Origin of the sequence: Arsenophonus endosymbiont of Aleurodicus floccissimus, from assembly GCF_900343025.1 — a bacterium.
Classification (GTDB): domain Bacteria; phylum Pseudomonadota; class Gammaproteobacteria; order Enterobacterales; family Enterobacteriaceae; genus Arsenophonus.
Map to the genome: position 1 here is coordinate 1 of NZ_OUND01000006.1, position 20611 is coordinate 20611.

At 34.1% G+C, this 20611-nt stretch carries 12 protein-coding genes, 2 rRNA genes and 8 pseudogenes; 8 read left to right on the forward strand and 14 right to left on the reverse strand.

The window, feature by feature from the left end:
• Both ARADI_RS15015 and rrf read left to right on the forward strand, forming a co-directional pair.
• Nucleotides 1-292 (forward strand): 23S ribosomal RNA (locus ARADI_RS15015); the annotation flags it as partial.
• Between the two features lie 154 nt (nucleotides 293-446).
• Nucleotides 447-564 (forward strand): 5S ribosomal RNA (gene rrf / locus ARADI_RS15020).
• Between the two features lie 155 nt (nucleotides 565-719).
• On the opposite strand, the pseudogene ARADI_RS21965 reads toward rrf, so the two are convergent.
• Nucleotides 720-2694, reverse strand: a pseudogene (locus ARADI_RS21965) (acetate--CoA ligase).
• A 334-nt stretch (nucleotides 2695-3028) separates the two neighbouring features.
• Between ARADI_RS21965 and sodA the strand changes: the two are divergent.
• Nucleotides 3029-3658 carry a superoxide dismutase [Mn] gene (sodA, locus tag ARADI_RS15035; RefSeq protein ID WP_119712537.1) on the forward strand — a complete coding sequence of 210 codons (630 nt, stop codon included), beginning with the start codon at nucleotides 3029-3031 and terminating at the stop codon, nucleotides 3656-3658.
• Between the two features lie 302 nt (nucleotides 3659-3960).
• Here the strand turns inward: sodA and trpS are convergent, their stop codons facing one another.
• The 12 genes and pseudogenes from trpS to pilM form a co-directional block, all read right to left on the reverse strand.
• On the reverse strand, nucleotides 3961-5004 hold the full coding sequence (gene trpS, locus ARADI_RS15040; RefSeq protein WP_119712538.1) for a tryptophan--tRNA ligase: 1044 nt from the start codon (nucleotides 5002-5004) through the stop codon (nucleotides 3961-3963).
• A gap of 4 nt (nucleotides 5005-5008) precedes the next feature.
• Nucleotides 5009-5609, reverse strand: a pseudogene (locus ARADI_RS15045) (HAD family hydrolase).
• A 22-nt stretch (nucleotides 5610-5631) separates the two neighbouring features.
• On the reverse strand, nucleotides 5632-6303 hold the full coding sequence (gene rpe / locus ARADI_RS15050) for a ribulose-phosphate 3-epimerase (RefSeq protein ID WP_119712539.1): 672 nt from the start codon (nucleotides 6301-6303) through the stop codon (nucleotides 5632-5634).
• A complete protein-coding gene (gene dam / locus ARADI_RS15055) occupies nucleotides 6245-7162 on the reverse strand; it encodes an adenine-specific DNA-methyltransferase (RefSeq protein WP_119712540.1) in 918 nt (305 codons plus the stop codon). The genes rpe and dam overlap by 59 nt, the downstream gene beginning before the upstream one ends.
• A gap of 79 nt (nucleotides 7163-7241) precedes the next feature.
• Complete coding sequence (locus tag ARADI_RS15060; protein ID WP_119712541.1) at nucleotides 7242-8108, reverse strand: SPOR domain-containing protein; 867 nt, start codon at nucleotides 8106-8108, stop codon at nucleotides 7242-7244.
• Between the two features lie 126 nt (nucleotides 8109-8234).
• Complete coding sequence (gene aroB, locus ARADI_RS15065; protein WP_119712542.1) at nucleotides 8235-9329, reverse strand: 3-dehydroquinate synthase; 1095 nt, start codon at nucleotides 9327-9329, stop codon at nucleotides 8235-8237.
• 55 nt (nucleotides 9330-9384) lie between these two features.
• Entirely contained in the window at nucleotides 9385-9906 is a 522-nt protein-coding gene (gene aroK, locus ARADI_RS15070) for a shikimate kinase AroK (RefSeq protein ID WP_119712634.1), read from the reverse strand.
• Between the two features lie 716 nt (nucleotides 9907-10622).
• Nucleotides 10623-10850: a secretin GspD/PilQ domain-containing protein gene (locus ARADI_RS15075; protein ID WP_119712543.1), complete on the reverse strand. Its 228-nt coding sequence runs from the start codon at nucleotides 10848-10850 to the stop codon at nucleotides 10623-10625.
• Between the two features lie 259 nt (nucleotides 10851-11109).
• On the reverse strand, nucleotides 11110-11430 hold the full coding sequence (locus tag ARADI_RS21375; protein ID WP_119712635.1) for a secretin N-terminal domain-containing protein: 321 nt from the start codon (nucleotides 11428-11430) through the stop codon (nucleotides 11110-11112).
• Nucleotides 11431-11713: 283 nt separating this feature from the next.
• Nucleotides 11714-12073: a hypothetical protein gene (locus ARADI_RS15085; RefSeq protein ID WP_119712544.1), complete on the reverse strand. Its 360-nt coding sequence runs from the start codon at nucleotides 12071-12073 to the stop codon at nucleotides 11714-11716.
• The gene (locus ARADI_RS15090; RefSeq protein WP_119712545.1) at nucleotides 12060-12554 is read right to left on the reverse strand and encodes a PilN domain-containing protein; all 495 of its coding nucleotides are present in this window, start codon (nucleotides 12552-12554) and stop codon (nucleotides 12060-12062) included. The genes ARADI_RS15085 and ARADI_RS15090 overlap by 14 nt, the downstream gene beginning before the upstream one ends.
• A gap of 58 nt (nucleotides 12555-12612) precedes the next feature.
• On the reverse strand, nucleotides 12613-13428 hold the full coding sequence (pilM, locus tag ARADI_RS15095) for a pilus assembly protein PilM (RefSeq protein ID WP_119712546.1): 816 nt from the start codon (nucleotides 13426-13428) through the stop codon (nucleotides 12613-12615).
• A gap of 137 nt (nucleotides 13429-13565) precedes the next feature.
• Here pilM and mrcA point away from each other — a divergent pair.
• Nucleotides 13566-16094, forward strand: a pseudogene (mrcA, locus tag ARADI_RS15100) (peptidoglycan glycosyltransferase/peptidoglycan DD-transpeptidase MrcA).
• Nucleotides 16095-16184: 90 nt separating this feature from the next.
• Here mrcA and nudE read toward each other — a convergent pair.
• Nucleotides 16185-16733, reverse strand: a pseudogene (gene nudE, locus ARADI_RS15105) (ADP compounds hydrolase NudE).
• A gap of 356 nt (nucleotides 16734-17089) precedes the next feature.
• Here nudE and ARADI_RS20100 point away from each other — a divergent pair.
• The 4 pseudogenes from ARADI_RS20100 to hslO all read left to right on the forward strand — a co-directional run bounded on the left by ARADI_RS20100 (nucleotide 17090) and on the right by hslO (nucleotide 20563).
• Nucleotides 17090-17788 (forward strand): annotated as a pseudogene (locus ARADI_RS20100) (IgaA/UmoB family intracellular growth attenuator).
• Between the two features lie 92 nt (nucleotides 17789-17880).
• Nucleotides 17881-19233, forward strand: a pseudogene (locus tag ARADI_RS20105) (IgaA/UmoB family intracellular growth attenuator).
• Between the two features lie 15 nt (nucleotides 19234-19248).
• Nucleotides 19249-19665: pseudogene (gene hslR / locus ARADI_RS15135) on the forward strand (ribosome-associated heat shock protein Hsp15).
• Nucleotides 19666-19691: 26 nt separating this feature from the next.
• Nucleotides 19692-20563, forward strand: a pseudogene (gene hslO / locus ARADI_RS19020) (Hsp33 family molecular chaperone HslO).
• Nucleotides 20564-20611: the final 48 nt, after the last annotated feature.

A 20611-nucleotide genomic window follows, 5' to 3' on the forward strand; every position in this document is an offset into this window, starting at 1 on the left:
CTGTTGTGGGCAAAGGAAGATTGAGGAGGGCTGCGCTCCTAGTACGACAGGACCAGAGTAGACGCACCACTGGTGTTATAGGTTGTCATGCCAATTGCATAGCCTGGTAGCTAAGTGTGGAAGAGATAACCGCTGAAAGCATCTAAGTGGGAAACTTGCCTCAAGATGAGTCTTCCCTGACAGTAATGTCCTATAAGGGGTGTTCGAGACGAGGACGTAGGATAGGCTGGTTATGTAAGCGTATCGATACGTTGAGCTAACCCAGTACTAATGACCCGAGAGGTTTAACCTGACAACACCGAAAGTGTTTTGAGAGAGAAAGAATTTTAGTTTGTTTTGAGATTGAATCTGGTCAGATTTTGCTGAAGGCAGAGGTGTGGTCGCTGCTGAGGTAGGTGAGCAGGCCGGAAGCCAGCGAAATCAGACGGGATAAAAAAAAGAATTTGTCTGGCGGGGTAATAGCGCGGTGGTCCCATCTGACCCCATGCCGAACTCAGAAGTGAAATGCCGTAGCGCCGATGGTAGTTTGGGGTCTCCCCATGTGAGGGTAGGGAACTGCTAAGCTTAAAATATTAAGGACACCTAATTAAGGTTGCTTTTATGTATATGTAAATAATAAATCTAACTTAATGAATAACATATTTTATAGTTGAATTATATCTATTTTACCGACAATTTTTATTAATATTTTTGACATTTATTATAGGTAATTGACTAATCTAATTAGAAATATTAATCGAATCCTTTTCTTCTAGTAGTTTTTCAACAACACTTGGATCTGCTAACGTTGATGTATCACCAAGATTATTTATATCAACAGTGGCGATTTTTCTTAGAATACGTCGCATAATTTTGCCTGAGCGCATTTTTGGTAATGCATCAGTCCAGTGAAGGATATCTTGGTGTAGCTATTGGCCCAATTTCTTTACGCACCCAATTGCGTACTTCATTATAAAGCCCTGCTGAAGGTTCTTCACCATTATTTAATGTAATGTAGGCATAAATAAGCTTGTCCTTTAATATTGAGGGACACCAACGATGGAAGCCTCAGCAATTTTAGGGAACGCTACAAGTGCAGATTCGATTTCGGCCGTACCTAAACGATGACCAGAAATATTTAAAACGTCGTCAACACGACCAATTATCCAATAATAACCATCTTCATCACGGCGAGCACCATCTCCACTGAAATACATACCTTTAAATAGTGAAAAATAAGTTTGTTGAAAGCGTTCATGGTCACCATAAATGGTTCTAGCTTGTGCTGGCCATGAATCCATGATAATAAAATTGCCTTCAGCAATACCCTCAAGTAAATTACCTAAATTATCAATAAGTTCAGTTACTTCCGGTAAGGGAAGAAGCATAAAACCACCGGTTTCTGTTTGCCACCAAGTATCAATAATAGGGCAATGACTATTACCTATTTTTTTGTAGTACCATTCTCAAGCTTCCGGGTTAATAGGTTCACCGACAGAGCCTAAAATCCTTAAAGAATAAAGAATAAAGAATAAAGAATAAAGAATAAAGAATAAAGAATAAAGAATAAAGAATAAAGAATAAAGAATAAAGAATAAAGAATAAAGAATAAAGAATAAAGAATAAAGAATAAAGAATAAAGAATAAAGAATAAAGAATATTTACTTTATGTTTATCAACTATTTGGCTCATGCGATTTATACTTGGATAGTTAGGTACACCTTCAAACATTAGCGTGGTGGCTCCCCATTGGATAGTGGGCCATAAATTAAGTAACTATGGCCTGTTACCCAGCCTATATTAGCAGTGCACCAATAAATTTCTTTTACCTGGTAGTCAAATGCGTATTTGAAAGTGATAGAAACATAAATTAAATAGCCACCAGTAGTGTGTAAGACGCTTTTGTGTTTGCCTGTTGAACTAGATGTATAAAGATGAATAAAGGATCTCTGCATTCATTTCTTCAGCGGGACAGTCAGCGTTGAGGCCTTTAATAACTTCATGCCACCAATGATCACGTTTTTCTTGCTAATCTATTTGATTACCTATTCGTCTAAAAATAATAACATTATTAATACTTTCAATTGCCGGATTTTTTAACGCTTCATCAACATTTTTTTCAGTGGTATAGTATGATTTGCTCTTAACCCTTCATCTGCGGTAATGATCAGTTTAGCTTTAATGTCAATAATACGACCTGCAATAGCTTCGGGTGAGAAACCAGTAAAGATAACAGAGTGAATAACTCCAATGCGGGTACATGCTAACATGGCGATGGCTTGATTCAAGTATCATCGGCATATAAATAGCAACAACATCACCTTTTTTGATGCCTAATTTTTTTAATGCATTGGCAAATAGGCAGACATTATGATGAAGTTGGCGGTAAGTTATATGATAAGACTGTGATGAATCATCTCCTTCCCAAATGATTGCAGTTTGATCACCGCGTAATTGTAAATGACGATCTAGGCAGTTAGCACTTAAATTTAAGGTACCATCTTCAAACCATTGGATGTTAATGTGCCCTGGATCAAATGAAGTGTTCTTTACTTTGGTTTAGGGTTTTATCCAGTTAACAATTTGACCTTTTTCTCGCCAAAAATCGTCAGGATCTTCAAGTGATAATTGATAATCTTGTTGGTACTGTTTTTTATTAACTAAGGTATGTGCGGTAATTTCAGTAGGAATGGGGTACTTGAACGTTGATATCATATTTTTCTTCTCCTCATTTGTGTTAATCATATGTCAAAGAGCAGTTAGCTAAACCTATGAAAAAGAATTTGTTTTTTTGTGTAAGTGATCACGTAAATGAGGGTGTTTTATTTTAGATTTATTATTAATTATTTTATTTAAATTGTTTTAATTAATGATTTTTATGAAAAAAGTTTATTTTAATCTAATGAGCTAATATATCGATTTTTTATAGAGAAATAAAAACCTTAAAAAATATATTGTTTATAATTGTTTTCATTATTATGGTAATCCTTGTAAAATAAGGATTGATTGAAACATTTATTTTATATTTAAGTAACAGGAGTTAATGCGGATGAGCTATACATTACCTACCCTGCCTTATGAATATGGGGCACTAGAACCACATTTTGATGAAAGGACAATGAAGATCCATCATACCAAACATCACCAAACATATGTCAATAATACTAATGATGCGTTAAAAGATTTTCCTGAGCTTGCTAAACTTGATATAGATGATTTAATTCAAAATTTAGATAAGGTGCCTGCCGATAAGCGTACTTTTTTACGTAATAATGCAGGTGGTCATGCCAATCATAGTATGTTTTGGAACGGTTTGAAAATAGGTACTGAACTAAAGGGTGAGTTGAAATCTGCGATTGAACGTGATTTTGCTAGCGTTGAGAATTTTAAAGAAATCTTTGAAAAAGCAGCAGCCACTCGTTTTGGTTCCGGCTGGGCATGGTTAGTATTGAAATCGGATGGAAAAAAGCTGGCGGTTGTTTCGACAGCTAATCAAGATAACCCATTAATGGGTGAATCTATTTCTGGTGTTTCCGGTTATCCTATTTTAGGGATTGATGTTTGGGAACATGCTTATTATCTTAAATATGAAAATCGTCGCCCTGAATATATTAAAGCCTTTTGGTCAGTCGTTAATTGGGATGAAGCGGCAAAACGTTTTGCAGAAGAAGTAAAATAGCATTGACTTTATCTGTTTGTTTTATATCAATGTTAGTAGTGCCAGATGATTTACTGGCCTACTAATATTTTTTAATGACCAATTAAAATTATAGTAATAAAAAAAATTTTAACTCTTATTAATTATATATAAAAAAATAAAAGAAACTTTTGGTTTCGCTAAATGGTATTTTGTTATTTATATTATTCAATAAATATTTTAATAAAATAAAGATTGATATTTGTTTTAACTATTTATTTTTATTAATTTTTGAATTTATTCTTAATGTCAATCTCCCTCGTATTTTAGGAGGGAAAAGAGCATTATTTTTTTATAGGACTAATAAAACCTATCGCGTCATAAACTTTACTAAGGGTTACTTGAGTGCGAGCTTCTGCTTTGCTAGCACCTTCAAACATAATGTCATTCAATAATTTTTCGTTATTACGAAATTCATCAAAACGGTTTTGAATATTTATTAGCATATCTGAAACAGCTTCAGCAACGGTATTTTTAAGATCGCCATACATTTTTCCAGTAAATTGTTTTTCTATCGCCGAGGTAGATATGCCTGTTACGCCAGAAAGGATATCTATCAGATTAGAAATACCCGGTTTGTTTTCTGTATCATAATAAATTTGCGGTGGCTCGTCAGAATCAGTAAGGGCACGTTTTATTTTTTTAGCCGCTGATTTAGGGTTTTCTAATAAAGTTATTACATTATTGCGGTTATCATCTGATTTTGACATTTTTTTTTGTGGTTCTTGTAGAGACATAACCCGCGCTCCTTTTTCAGGAATAAGGGGATCGGGTACAGTAAATATTTCACCATAGAGCGAATTAAAACGTTGAGCAATATCGCGGCTTAATTCTAAATGTTGTTTTTGATCAATACCAACTGGGACTTGGTTTGTCTGGTAAAGTAAAATATCAGCAGCCATTAATACTGGATAATCAAATAATCCAGCATTAATATTTTCAGCATGACGTGTTGATTTGTCTTTAAATTGTGTCATGCGGCTTAATTCACCAAAATAGGTATAACAGTTAAGCGCCCAACTAAGTTGAGCATGTTGCGGAACATGGGATTGAACAAAAATAATACTTTTTTTAGTATCAATACCACAAGCTAGGTATAAGGCTAATGTATCAAACGTACATTTTCTTAATTCTTTGGGGTCTTGACGAACTGTAATGGCATGTTGATCAACAATACAATAAATACAGTCATAATTATCTTGCATCTGAACCCATTGGCGTAATGCGCCAATATAGTTGCCGATGGTTAACTCCCCAGACGGTTGAGCCCCACTGAATACAATAGGCTTTTTGTCGGTATTAGTTGAATTTGTAGGGGGTATATTCATGTTATTATCCCAGAGTTGTCAAAAGTGGTAGTCCTAACGCAGGAAGTAGATCGGCAAAGTTATCTAATACATAATCTGGTTTACTTAATGCGATAGATTCACCATAGTTATATCCGTAAGTTAAACCCACACAAGGATAATCTGCAGCTTTAGCGGCTAAGATATCATTATGAGAATCACCGACAAACAATAATTGATCTTTATGTAGGCCAAATTTTCCCATTATAAGATATAATGGAGACGGATGGGGTTTTTTCTCTTTTACGTCATCTCCCCCTAATATTAAAGAAAAATAACAATCAATGGTCAATTTTTTTAATAAAGGGTCAATAAATGGCGTAGGTTTATTGGTGACGATTGCCATTGGTAAAGATTTTTTGGCTATTTCTGCTAATGTTTCTTTTACTCCAAGAAAAAGCTGACTACCAAGTTATTACTATTGTTGCATAAATTTTATCAAATAATCGACACCATTACCAACCCAGGTAGAAAACAAGTTCTTTGCCCGCAGCGGGTAATTGCTGAATGATTAAAGCATGATCTAAAGCATCAGCTAATCCGCCTGCACTGTCGACTAATGTACCATCCAAATCAAATGCTTTAATATTGGTTAATTTTTAAATGCTATTAAATTGCCTCAGCTAACTTTTTACGCATAGCATCAATGACAGTTTTGTAATCTGGTTGATTAAAAATTGCAGAACCTGCGACAAAGGTGTCAGCACCTGCATTTGCAACATTAATAATATTATTAATGTTGATCCCACCATCAACTTCTAGGCGAATATTATAACCGTTTTCATTGATCATTTTACGAACTTGACGCAATTTATTTAGGGTTTGTGGAATAAAAGATTGTCCACCAAAACCAGGATTTACCGACATCATTAGGATTATATCCGGTTTATCTATCACGTAATCTAAATAGTTTAATGGTGTAGCGGGATTAAAAGCTAAACCAGCTTTACAACCGTTATCTTTAATTAATTGTAATGTGCGATCAATATGCTCACTTGCTTCAGCGTGAAAGGTAATATAGGTTGCACCAGCTTTAGCAAAGTCAGGAATCAGTCGATCTACAGGTTTTATCATCAAATGCACATCAATGGGTGCCTTAATACCATAATCTCGCAATGCTTTACATACCATTGGGCCAAAAGTTAAATTTGGAACATAATGGTTATCCATTACGTCAAAATGGATAATATCAGCTCCAGCTTTAATGACTTTCCCAGTATCTTCACCTAAACATGCAAAATTTGCGGATAAAATAGAGGGGGCAATCAGAAAATCTTTCATTATTGTCTCCGATTTGTTTTTTACTTTTTGCGTTTTTTTTATAAGTTGGATTATAAAATGCCAAAAGTTCATCGATTTTTCTACGAGCAAGGCTATTACGACCAATTGTTCTGCGTACTTTAACAACATTTAGCTTGGCATGATGATACCATTCTCTAGTCGCTGGTGTATCATGATTTGATATTAATACGGGTATTCCGCGAGTTGATGATAAGTGATAAGCGATTTGAGCCAGATTGTATTGTTCTTTGTTGCCAAAAATATTTGTATGATATGCGGTAAAATTAGCCGTATCAGAAAGAGGTGTATAGGGTGGATCACAGTAAACAACAGCACTTTTGTTTACTGATAGTAATGTTTCTTGATAGGTTTGGCAGACAAAAATAGCTTTTTGTGCTTTTTCTGCAAACCAATAGAGTTCATCTTCAGGAAAATAAGGTTTTTTATAGCGCCCAAATGGAACGTTAAATTCCCCTTTTGAGTTGTAACGACAAAGACCATTGTAGCAATGACGATTAAGATATAAAAATAGTTCACTACGACGTCTAGGATTATTACATAAGTTGAATTCAGTACGTAAACGGTAGTATTGTTCAGGTGTATTAAACTCATTGTTAAAAAGCTGAAGTGAATGCTGCACAAATGTATCAGTATGATATTTTACAGTATTATATAAATTGATAAGATCATTATTGATGTCAGCTAGGATGTAAGCATTATAGTTGGTATTCAAAAATACTGAACCTGCCCCGACAAATGGCTCTACCAGACAATCACCTTCTGGTAGATATTTTTTAATTTCTTCTACCAGAAGATATTTACCGCCAGCCCATTTTAAAAAAGCGTGTTTTTTCTTCATGCCGCCATATTTTATCTAAATGTTCCAGAGTTTTTGATATATCTCTGTTTAGGACAGCATATTTGCGCCTAATGATTCTTTATTTTTGATCTTGCTTAACTTGCTGAAATTTTCTAACCCAGGGTTTTTTTTCCTGAACAGAAGCGGGCAAAGTTGAAATTGCGTTTTTTGCTTCACTGACTGAGCGGTAATTACCGTGGATAAGAACATACCATCGTTGTCCATTGCGCCTGGTTTTATAGATTTTATAATTAGTTAAGCGATTGTTTTTAGCAAATGCTTCTAGTGAGTTAGAATGGCTTGCACTACTTAATTGTAGTGTGTAATTACTCGCTGGAGCCGATAATAAATCACCACTTTGATTTGTATGTGTTCTAACTATAGGTTTTGTTTCAGGATTAGTTTTAATTGGTTCAACGATATTAGGTGGTGTAGTAGCGGGAAGTTTTGTTGATGATGGCGTTGATGTTCGATTTTCAACGAGTTGTTGCTTTGCATTAGGTAATGTTTGTCCCTGGCGTAAAGCATCAACAACGTCACCAGGGATTTCAATACGTTTACCTTGCCCTTGGTTGACTGGAGGTAAGGAACTTTCAGTCGGTGTATCACTAATTGAAGGCATGGTTACGTTTTGTGGTTGGTTTTGTTCTTGGGATAAAGGGGACTCATTTGATAGTGATGTTGATTTAGAAATATCAATGTTACGTTCATTTATTGTTGTAGAGGTATTTTGTTTCTCATGATCTGTTGGTGTTTTAAGTGCGGAGCTAATCGCGATAATGAGTAATAATAGAACCAAAACAGCGATACCAATCATGACATATTGCCGAGAAGCTAGATGGTGTTTAGATCCTTGCTGACGTGAACGTAATACAGGCCTGTCTGAAGTGTCTGGCCGGAAGTTACTCTGATCTTGAGGATTTCTTTCTGGTTTAAACTCGTCCATTTTTCCCTCCCTTTAAGGTGAATGACCTTATATCATGCATAAAGATGATTTTTTGTACAATTTGATTCTAAAATACGGATATTTATTATAGTGTCACTATAGCTATCTTGCTATCTCAATCAAGGTTTAATCTGTATGTAGGCATTGTTTAATTGCTTTTAAAACAATCTCATGGCTTATATTAGTGTATAATTCTGCGTTGCCAATAGATTTGGGTAGCACCAGATTGAGTTGATTATTAACTACTTTTTTATCTCTCATCATGTGAGGTAAATAAGCTTCAGCAGCCATTTTTGCTGGTCCCTTAATAGGGAGATTTGCTTGCCTCAGTAAGTTTAAAATGCGTTGAGTATCATTATTATCAAATTGGCCAATTAACTCTGCGGTTTTTGCAGCCATCACGATACCTGCAGCAACTGCCTCACCGTGTAGCCAACAACCATAGCTTAATTCAGTTTCAATAGCATGACCAAAGGTATGTCCTAAGTTCAATAATGCACGTTGTCCATTGGTTTCTTTTTCGTCTATAGCAATGATTTTTGCTTTTAATTCACAACAACGTCGTATGCAATAACTTATTGTTTTTTCATCGAATTCAAATAGTTTATTAATGTTTTTTTCTAACCAACAAAAAAAATCATAATCTAGAATAATGCCATATTTAATAATTTCAGCTAAGCCTGAAGAAAACTGACGTACTGGTAATGTTTTTAGACTATCTAAATCAATAATAACTGATATTGGCTGATAGAAAGCACCAATCATGTTTTTACCTAATGGATGATTTACTGCTGTTTTTCCTCCAACAGATGAGTCAATTTGAGATAAAAGCGAGGTTGTTGCTTGGATAAAACGAACGCCTCTTTGGTAGCAGGCGGCAGCAAATCCTGTCAAATCACCAATAACACCGCCCCCAAGGGCAATAAGGGTGGTGCTTCGAGGATGATTTTTTTCCAATAAAGCAGTGAAGACAGTATCAAGACTAGCTAATGATTTGTACTGTTCTCCGTCAGGTAGAATGATCTCATCAACTTTGACGCCCATTTTTGTAAGAGTAGATTTTACTCTTGCAGAATAAATGGAATGTAGCGTTTTGTTCGTTACAATCATTGCGTATTCGCCACTTTTAAGCGGTAAAAAAGCATCAGGTGAGTTAAGTAAACCAAAAGCGATACTAATAGGGTAACTCCGTTCACCGAGTGTAACTGTCAATTTTTCCATATTGATTTTACCTTTATGGCATGGTCAATCAGTCATTCATATTGATTTATTGAAATTAAGTATTTTCTAATAATTCAATGATTTGGTTAGCAACTACTTTTGCACTTTGATCGTCGGTATGAATAGTAATGTCTGCGATTTCTTCATAAAGTGGATTACGTTCATGAGCGAGTTTTTCTAAAACTTCACGAGCAGGCTGATCTACTTGCAATAAAGGTCTTTTTTTATCGCGTTGAGTTCGTGCCATTTGTTTTTCAATCGTAGTTTCAAGATAAACGACTACCCCGCGAGCAGAAAGATGGTTGCGTGTTTCTTTTGATTTTACCGATCCCCCCCCTGTTGCTAGAACAATGCCTTGTTTTTCTGTAAGCTCATTGATAATTCTTTCTTCACGTTCCCGAAAACCTTCTTCGCCTTCCAAATCAAATACCCAACTCACATCAGCACCAGTACGTCGTTCAATTTCTTGATCGGAATCAAAAAACTCCATACTAAGTTGCTGCGCTAGCTGGCGACCAATAGTACTTTTTCCGGCGCCCATAGGCCCAACCAGAAAGATATTGTGTTTCTCTGCCATGTTTTTGGTATTACTAAGATTATTCGTTAATGATAACCCGCCCCCGCCAATCAAATTAGCAACGGGACCTATAATTGAAACCTCATGAGTATTGACATCTTTTCTTGCATATAAAAGCAAAAAAATCCCAAATACATTCAGTTTTTTCTGAATTATATTGGAAGGGCCTGTTTTTGGAACATAACTGATAGCAGTATTTCTTCACAAGTTTAAAATCCCGAATGTCTCGTAATACGCAATATACAGTATTACGAAGCTCAAGTATTCGTCTTTAAGTTTGTTTGCGCACTAAGTTTAACATCAATCAATTTGAAAACCACGTCGATATCTATACGGAAAATGTATTATTTGCTGCCAATTATGAATGATATTAAATTAGATATAAAAATTATCGCAATAGATTAGCTAAAAATGCAACTCTAATCATACATATAAAAGTTTTATTATCGAGTGCGCACAACATATTTATTTCGCTAAATAGCTAACTTTGTAAGCTAAATCTTTCTTATCGTCAAATTTATAATCCACCATTCACAATAATTGGATGATTTTTGCTCTCTTGGGTGCTGTTTAGGATGAAGTTATATTATAAAAAATAATTATTAGTTACTATATTTTGTTAAATATTAATTAATTGTGGTGTTATAAATATGATTAATTCTCTATGGTAAGTTTGTTTTCCATCTTTGGTGAATAAATGACCAAAAAAGGAATGTCTACCAGGTAGGGGATTTTTTGCTGTTGACTACTTTTTTCTGCTGAAAAATCCCACCTAAAATAAATGTTTCTCCATGATTAATAGTAATTTGGGTTGATATTTCTTGTTTATTAATTGCAATATGTTGGTAAGTATTTGCTAGCAGAGCGGTATTGGGGCTATTTTGACTGATTTTTAGCGATAGACGAACTTTACCTCCTCGTAAAATAGTAGGAATAACCTCCATTCCTAAAATTGCTTCTTTAAATTTTATCTGACTTTTTTATTACTTTGAATGACATAAGGTATTTCCGTGCCTTATTTAATGCTGGCAGATTGGTTATGAGAGGCTATTAATCTGGGACTGGCAATGATAGATAGCTGATTTTCTTGTTCTAAGGCACTTAATTCCAGTGACAATAAGTGACTTTTAATTTTAGCAATATTAAATGCGATATGTGGAATTGAAGATGGTGCTGGTTGATGAATATTAAGTCGATTAATCCCTACTTGATTGATTTTATCAGTACCAAGTTCCCAAAAGATACCCAGCTCATATAAAGCTTCTCGACTTTTATTGATAATATAGGCCGTGATTTGGACTTGTTGTTGAGGTATATCAATTTTTTTTTTAGCCAGGATTGAAGACGCTCAATATGTCTCTGTGTATCCTCAAAAATTAAGTTATTGTTCTGTTTATCGGCAAAAACTTTTCCTGTTTTTGAGAGTAAAGGTGGATTATTTTGTGAAAGTTGAGATGCTAGTAATTCCGCTTCGACATATTGCAGGGGATAACTTAGATAATGTATATCACTCTTTTTTTTCAGCTATCGATATTGTATGAGTAACATTGTTTTCAATGATTTCCTCTGTTTTTGGCGGCGTAAATGGCTCTCTGGCGGCTATAACATTAACGCTAAATTGATATTAAAGTAAGTAAATTCATTATGTTAGGCTTTTTGTCATTGATGAAAGAATGAATTCGCAATGTAAATTATTTTTTTGGTGTTATTTTTAGTTGATGAATAAGTAGTAGTGGATGTGTTTTTTGTAAGTTTTCGATAAAAGCTATTAATTGATAGTAGCTTGCTAAAATTGTGAAATAGTAATCTACGCGATTATTTTGATTTTGTTGTTGCCAATAGATAAGTTTTTTACTGAAGTAGGTGGCGGAAATTTAAATTGCTCAAAAGTATGGGGAGTAGTCTGTATTGAAGTAAGTAAGTCTGTTATTTGTTGTTTCCTTTGGTTTATCAAGGTATTTATATTTTGTATGAGTTGGGTTTTTAATGTGTTGATATGTTGCCTGCTGTTTTTCCGTTGTCGGTTCAATTCATTAATGATTAAAGCATTTTTTGACCAATAAAAAATAAAGAAAAAGAGAAAAATCAAAAAAAGTGTTAACCATTGTGGGATAAGTTGTTTCCATAATGGTCTATAAAACCATTCATATATTTTATTTTTTATCATATTGTTCCTCCGAAAATAGCCACTTTGCATTTAATGTGGTTTTTTGAATATTCTGAGAGGTCAGTTGTATTGTTTGTAATTGGATTTGAGTTACTATCTTTTGCTCGGTTAACTGGCGCATGAACTGTAAAATTTCATGGTAATTATGGCTATTTGCCTTAATTACCAAATTATCTATTTGGCTTGAAAGCGCGACTAACCAACTGCCTGTTGGTAAAATATGCGGAATTTGTTGTAGTAAATAAAGTTGGCGTTTGTTGTGGTTAGCGGTTTGAATTAACGTATTAAGTTGTTGCGTTAATTGTTTAAGTTGTTGTTGCTGTTGCTCAATGTTAGCAAGCTGTTGTTCAATAGCTGCAATTTCTATTTTTTCATTATTAAGTAAATATTGTTGATGAAGGTATTGCTGTTTATGCCTATCTAATATAAAAAAAGAATTAATATCAAACTTGAAATTTGGATAAAAAAGAGAGATAACCAACCATAATAACGTTGTTTAAGGCGTTTTTTCTGCAATGGCAAAAAATTAACTTGATACATCATTTGTCTCCCTCACGAAGCACTAAACCTGCGGCGATCGCAAAATTATGAAAATCTTTTGATAACTTGACAGGGTAATATCGAAAAGAATCTAACAGAGACCATGTGGAGAAATGATGATGTTTTATATCGTTACCGAGGTAAAAAATAGTATTAGGTTGTTGTTGAGTTTCTTTAGGTAGTAATAGTATCAATTTTTCTATAGAGTCTACTTCAGTTATCTCAACAGATTGGTAGTGTATTGATTGATATAAAAGGCCTGCACATATCCACTCTTGTTGTCGCCGATAAATAAGCCAGGTGTTATCAGGAATAGCAGCTTTATGTGCTAAGTAACGAAGAGCATTAGGAGATATATCGATAACCGAAAGTGAAAAACCTACCTCATGTAATAATTCAGACCAAAAAGCAATATCACTATGTCTGGTAGCACAAAAGTAAATTTGTTTTTGATAAATACGATAATCCAAAACAAGCTCACGAATGTCGATAGGAAATAGCGTTTCAGCTTTGCTATGGACGAACCAACCAAGTTCTGGTTCTGTTAGTGTGATTTTTTCAGGTAAAAGGAAGTGAGATTTTAGGATTTGTAATGATGATAAAGAAAATTTTGTATCACAATTGTTAGGTAGTTTTTTGTACCATCGTTGTTGCAGGATATTTTTTAGTGTGGTTATACGAATATTTTGGGTTTCAGTATCTTGGGTTTTAGTGATTGGTAAAGAATGTTGCCAACATTCGCGAAGTTGCCAGTCATGTCTGTGTCGAGTAGCAGCCACAAGTTGAATTTTATTATGATGTATATCAAGGCCCAATCTGCCATTTTTGTAAAAACATAGACGATTTTTCTATTGTTAATGTATAAAATTCCATATTCAAGGTAATTTCAAACATTTATACTAAATATTCGATGTTTATAAACTACCCAATAAATTGTAAATGGGAATTTCAGGTGAAGATCGTAAAGTTTTTTCTTTTTTTATAGTTTGCTGTCTATTTTTGGAGGCAGGATCTATTTTTGGTTTGTACAAATATGTCGAATCAGAATTACCTGATGTAGCAACATTAAAAGATGTTCGATTGCAAGTACCTATGCAGGTGTTAAGTGCAGAAGGTGAGTTGATCGCACAATTTAGAGAGAAACGGCGTCTTCCATTGCCATTAAAAGAAGTTCCCACGCTAATGATAAAAGCTTTTGTCGCGACGGAAGATAGCCGATATTATGAACATCATGGTGTTGATCCTATAGGAATTTTTCGAGCTGTATCGGTGATGACTGTTTCCGGTCATGCTTCGCAAGGGGCAAGTACAATAACACAGCAATTAGCAAGAAATTTTTTCTTAAGTCAAGAAAAAACATTGATGCGTAAAGTTAAAGAGGTATTTTTAGCTATCCGGATTGAGCAATTGTTGTCAAAAGATGAAATTCTGGAACTATATTTAAATAAAATTTATTTAGGAAATCGCGCTTATGGTGTAGGCGCAGCGGCTTATGTTTATTTTAGTAAGTCTGTAAATGAATTAAGTTTAAGTGAAATTGCTATGATTGCAGGTTTACCAAAAGCACCTTCTACTTTTAACCCCCTTTACTCCCATGAACGAGCGATAAATCGTCGAAATACCGTACTATTGTGTATGTTAGAAGAGGGGTATATATTACTCAACAGCAATATAATAAAGCAAAGCGTGAAAACATTATTGCTAGTTATCACGCGCCAAAAATTTCGTTTTCAGCTCCCTATCTGGCAGAAATGGTTAGGCAGGAGCTCTATAACCGTTATGGTGAGGATGCTTATACAAAAGGTTATAAAGTTTATACCACAATTATCGGTAAAGATCAGATAGCAGCGCTTAATGCTTTGCGTAATAACCTAATTAATTATGATATTCGTCATGGCTATCGAGGAGCAGAAAAAATTCTTTGGACTCAGCTACAAACACCTTGGACTCATGAACAAATTATTGAACAGCTGAAAAAAATATCTACTTATGGGCCCATTAATTCCCGCAGTGGTTATTGCGATAAATAAAAATAAAGCTGAAGTCATAATGTCGAATGGTGCTTTTGTTGAGTTGGCAATGAATGGTGTTTCTTGGGCACGTAAGTATATTTCTGATAAGCGGGTCAAGGCATAGCACCTAAAACGGTTAACGAAGTTGTTAAAGTGGGAGAATTAATTCGTATACGACCGGTTGACGATAGCTGGTGGTTAGCTCAAATACCAGAAGCAAATTCTGCTTTTATTGCTCTTAATCCGTTAGATGGCTCTATTGTCTCGTTGGTTGGCGGGTTTGATTTTGAATTAAGTAAATTTAATCGAGTAACCCAATCGTTACGTCAAGTTGGCTCCAATATTAAACCTTTTCTTTATACCGCCGCATTAGATAAAGGACTAACGTTAATTTCATTATTAAATGATATGCCGATTACTCGTTGGGATGCTGGAGCGGGTTCAGATTGGCGACCTAAAAATTCTCCCGCCAAATATGCTGTTCAAATCAGTTTGCGTCAGGGATTAGGCTAGTCTAAAAATGTTGTGATGGTACGCGCAATGCGTGCGATGGGTGTTGATTATGCGGCGGATTATCTAAAACGTTTTGGTTTTCCTGAAGAAAATATTAATCAAACTGAGTCATTGGCATTAGGTGCTCGGTCATTTACGCCGCTGCAAATAGTTCGAGGTTATGCCGTTATGTCTAATGGTGGTTACCTTATCGATCCTTATTTCATTAGTCGCGTTGAAGGGCTACAAAGTGAAGTTGTGTTTGAAGCTAAAGCTAAAATCGCTTGTCCAAAATATAACGATATACCTGTTATTTATGATGATGTGCCAAAAATTAAAGAAATAAATGCAGAATCTATTGAGGATATAGTTAAATCTACAACGCCAATGATAAATTTTAAACCTAGAGTAGATATTAATAGTGAAATTCCAATAACGGTTGAACAAAAAAATATGCTCCTCATGTTATTAGTACACCCCTAGCTTTTTTGATTAGTAATGCAATGATGACGAATATTTATGGAGAGCTTGGTTGGATGGGGACAGGCTGGCGTGCGAGAGATTTTAAGCGTAAAGATATTGGCGGAAAGACAGGAACGACTAATAGTTCTAAAGATGCTTGGTTTTCTGGTTATGGTCCCGATATTGTTGCTACAGCTTGGATAGTTTTTGATGATAATAAGCGCAGTTTAGGGCGTACTATTACAGGTGGTGAAGCGGGAGCAAAAAGTGCCCAAGCTATCTGGAATGATTTTATGAAAGTTGTTCTAGATGGAGTTCGTCAGAATGACATAGAGCCTCCTGATGGAATTATTTCTATTACTATTGATAGCAAAACAGGTAAATCAGCAACGAATAATTCAGTAAGTAAAAATTTGGAATATTTTATTGAAGGAACTGAACCTAAAACAGCGGCTATTCGAGAGGTAGGTACAATTGTTATTTCTGAAGATGGAAATAGCCAAGAACTCTTTTGAATAGTAAAAATATTCTTTAATTTTTGTCATTGAAATTAGGGTTATTAGATAGACCCTATTTCATTTCACAATATTAGGACTTAATTAAAATTAGCAGATGTTTTTGAGATAACGTTGAGCATAAAATAGGGCGCTAATATTTCTTGCTTCGTTAAAGTCTTTAACATTAAGAAGTTGCATCATGTTTTCGATTGGCCAACGAATTTGCTCTAATGGCTCTGGTTCATCGCCTTCCAGTTTTTCTTCATAGAGATTTTATGCAATGAATATATTCATTTTGTTGGAAAAATAGGCGGGTGATATTGTTAGTTTTGCTAGTAATTCAACATGTTTTGCGCCATAACCAATTTCCTCTTTTAATTCTCTTATAGCAGCTATGGCAGTTTCTCCTTTATCAATAGCTCCTTTAGGAAAACCTAGTTAATATTCTTCAATACCAACAGCATATTCACGAATTAAAATTAATTCTTCATTAATGATAAGAACGATCAGTACGGCTTCATTTATTGTTGGCTGCATTCGTTCATAAAGACGCTTAACGCCATTACTAAATTCAAGATCAACAGATTGGATACGAAAAAGTCTAGATTCAGCAATATTTTTTATATTCAAAATTTTGGGTTTTTTGATTTGTTTCATATACTGTGTCCCGGACAAAATTTGTTGAATAGATTATAACTTTTTATATTCAGAGCGAAGATAATCTTTTGATTTTTTGCTGAAATCAATTCTCATTCAATCTATCTTTTTAGTGATAATATATCAATAAATTTAGCCAGAGGTGATTATTATAATAAGAGAGTTTTAGTAATATTTTTATTATATTACTTATTAATTGAACGACCATGTTTTTAAAATAAATAATGACAAATCGTAACTCATTACTCATTGTTATTAATATTAAAAATAGAAAATTAGAATAGGAATTACCTTATTTAGAGCTATTGAAAGGGTTGTTATTCTGCACAGGCATTATTCGTTACATCGGGGAAGAAATGAACTTACCTTTTGTTATATTGGTTATTTTAATTATTTGCTTGTTTATATTAATTTTCTTTTTGTTTATGAAAGGAAAAAAAGGTAATGATATACATAGATTACGTTTCTTAATACAAGCTAATTATCGTAAAATTACGTCTGATGAATATCAGATAATTTGTGACTATCTTAAATATACCAATTCTGAACAAATCTTAATAAATACAAAAGAAGCTACAATAAGAAAATTATTTGATTTTCCTAAAAGAAATGCCTGGGTTTCTACTGGCTGTAATGCAATAACACGCTTCTTTTTAATCAATGATCAAGATAATTTATGGCGCTATTTTATTGATTCTAAAGAAGTTCATTTACCCAGACAATTAGAACCTTACTTAACAACTCAAAATGTTATGGATGTTATTGATACGGATACCTTACCGCTTGTTATCTCAGTAAATAATCATTTCTTGGGTGATTTTAAGCAAAATTTTAAAGAGTTTCAGTTAACTAAAGAAATAACATTTCCACCAGTTAATGCCATTATTCAAGAGAGTGGTTAGCAATTAGTAAAGTTTATTAAGGTCAGAAAAGAAACATTGGAAGAGTATAAACTTAATCGATCGTTTAGTTTTTGGGGCGGTGGTGTTATTTGTGTTGGGCTAATTGTTTGCGCACTTTCGTTATTCGCTATTACTATTTTTTTCCTTGGTTAATGTTGTTTGGTGGGCTAACTTTTATTATTGGAGTTTATCTTCTTTATCGGCCATATATTTTTCGTAAGAGATATCAATAGGATATTTGTTGTGTGGTAGGTAAACCTAAACGATGGGGTTTATTTGGCGAGTTTGATAAAGGTAAAAAACATAATATTTCATTGGCTGGAATTGATCTTATTTATCTATCTCATTGGGAGCCATTTCTGGAATATAAGATTGATCAGGCTATTAATATTGATATGTATGCAAACGGTTACGTTGTTCGTCAAGGACGTTATTTATCTTTACATGAAGAGGCTCGTCGTTATCCCTATAAAAGATATGGCAAAAATTTAATGTTGGTGATAACGAGTTTTTTCCTTATGTTATTACTTCACTTCTATGAACCAGTTCATTTACCCGCGAGATTAATTTTTCATTGGCTTAATGGAGAAAATTTTCTACAGACAACAAATTATGCCGAATTGGAAGTGATGCCGTTACAGATTGGTGACTATATTGCAGTTAAAGGTGTGGGTATGTGCTATGTATCTATTGATTTTATAGAAAAAGGAAATAGGTTTGATTTTCTTCCTTTTGATTGTTCCGGTATTTACTGAAATAATATAAACTCATCTCCTATACCTGAATCTGATATAGTTGAAAAAGTCTTTTCTCTTTCAACAACAGTTAAACAGCAGCTTTATTTTAATAATTTGGATCGTAAAGTTAATCAGCAACTTTGACGAGAGATTATGAAATCTGGTATGAATTTACTTGATAATTTCGCTGATATCATCTTAAAAACAAATTTATTATGCCCACTTAATAATGAGTGTTTTCGTTTAAAGAGCGCGTTAGTTAATTTAAGTAATACCTATGAATGGTCGGTACTTGTTACCAGAGCTAAAAATGGGAAATTAGCGGGTACCAATGTGATATTGCGGCCAGGCGGGGCAGAAACCTTGGAAAAACTGGTTAATGAAACGACATCTTTTTATATTAATAGAGAAATAGAAAAAGCAGCGGCGTTATTGAATACACCACCGACCAGAGGTGTATTACTTATCAGTGATGAAGGAAAACCGTTTGTAGATTTAGTTTCATTCCACTCTACTATTGTTGATTCTTATTCTCCATTACAAAAATGGCAAGAGCTGCAAAAATTGTCAGATATTTTAATGCATACTCCTTTTGAAGCAGAAGGTATTATTACTAAATTATTTGTCGATAAAAAAGGTACGCGTCATATTATTTTACATAGTAAACCTAGTTCTATGTTACTTTTACGCTATATTAGTGCTTTTCTATAAAACTTGGTTTTAATGGTAACTTTTATATTAAATCTTATTCTGGTTATTACACGTAAGCGTATAAATAAGTGGCGATTAAAAAGTATTCGGCAATATTATGAGCATTGTTTTAATATTGTCTCTTCCATTGACCAGCAAAAAAATATTTAACCCAATGAAAAGAGTATGAAAACACAGTCAGATATGGATTTGATTATTCGTTTAGATAAATGGTTATGGGCTGCACGTTTTTATAAAACTCGAGCAATTGCTCGTAAAATGATTGAGGGTGGCAAAGTTCACTATAATGGGCAGCGAAGTAAAGCAAGTAAAGTCGTTGAAAAGCATGCCATTATAAAATTAAGACAAGGAAATGATTAGTTAACTATAGAAATATTGGCCATTAGCGATCAGCGACGGGGCGCATCAGAAGCAAGCGCGTTATATCGTGAGACACAAGATAGTATTGTTAATAGAGAAAGATTGGCTTTAGCACGTAAGACTAATTCATTAACCATGCCAAACCTAGAACGTCGTCCTGATAAGAAAGAACGACGTAACCTGATTAAATTTAAGCATACAAATTTAAATGAGTCATTTTGATGACAACTTTAGCAATGAGAAAAAATATGTCTAAATATGACCAGTTACACCGTTTTTTGTTTCAAGATGATACTGTTCGTGGAGAGCTAGTTTCAGTTAATGAAACTTATAAAAAGATACTCGATCAACACGATTATCCGGCAGCAGTTAATCTATTATTGGGTGAATTGTTAGTTACCACTAGTTTATTAACAGCAACTTTAAAATTTGATGGTGATATTACCATACAAATTCAGGGAGATGGCCCGGTAAAAATGTTGGTAATAAACGGAAATAATCATCAAAAAATGAGAGGTGTTGCTCGTATTGAAGGTTCAGTTACTGTTCAATCATCATTAAAACAGATGGTTGGCCAAGGTTATATGGTGATCACAATTACACCAACAAATGGTGAGTGTTATCAAGGCGTTGTTGCATTGGAAGGTAATACAATAGCGGAATGTTTGGATGATTATTTTAAACAATCAGAACAGTTGCAGACACGTTTATTCATTCAGGTGAAATAAATGGTGGGCGCCTGCTGCCGGTGGAATATTATTGCAAGTATTGCCCTCTGCCGGTATTGAAAGTCAGCATCAATTTGATCATCTGGTGCAATTAACCGCTACGATTAAAGGGTGAGGAACTATTTACTTTAGAGCCAAAGGAAATTCTTCATCGTCTTTATCATGAAGAAGATGTGACATTATATGATCCACAGCTAGTCGCTTTTCATTGTAGTTGTTCAAAAAAGCGCAGTGAAAACATTTTGCTATCTCTTTCTGATGAAGATATTGAGCATATATTGCATGAACGTGGTGAAATTGATATTGAATGTGAATTTTGTGGGGCTGTCTATCTGTTTAATAAACAAGATATAGAGGAATTGAAGCGAATTAAAAAACAGCAAATTCATTGATTCGTTAGTGCTTATTTTATACTGTAATAAAGGATATAAATATATTTT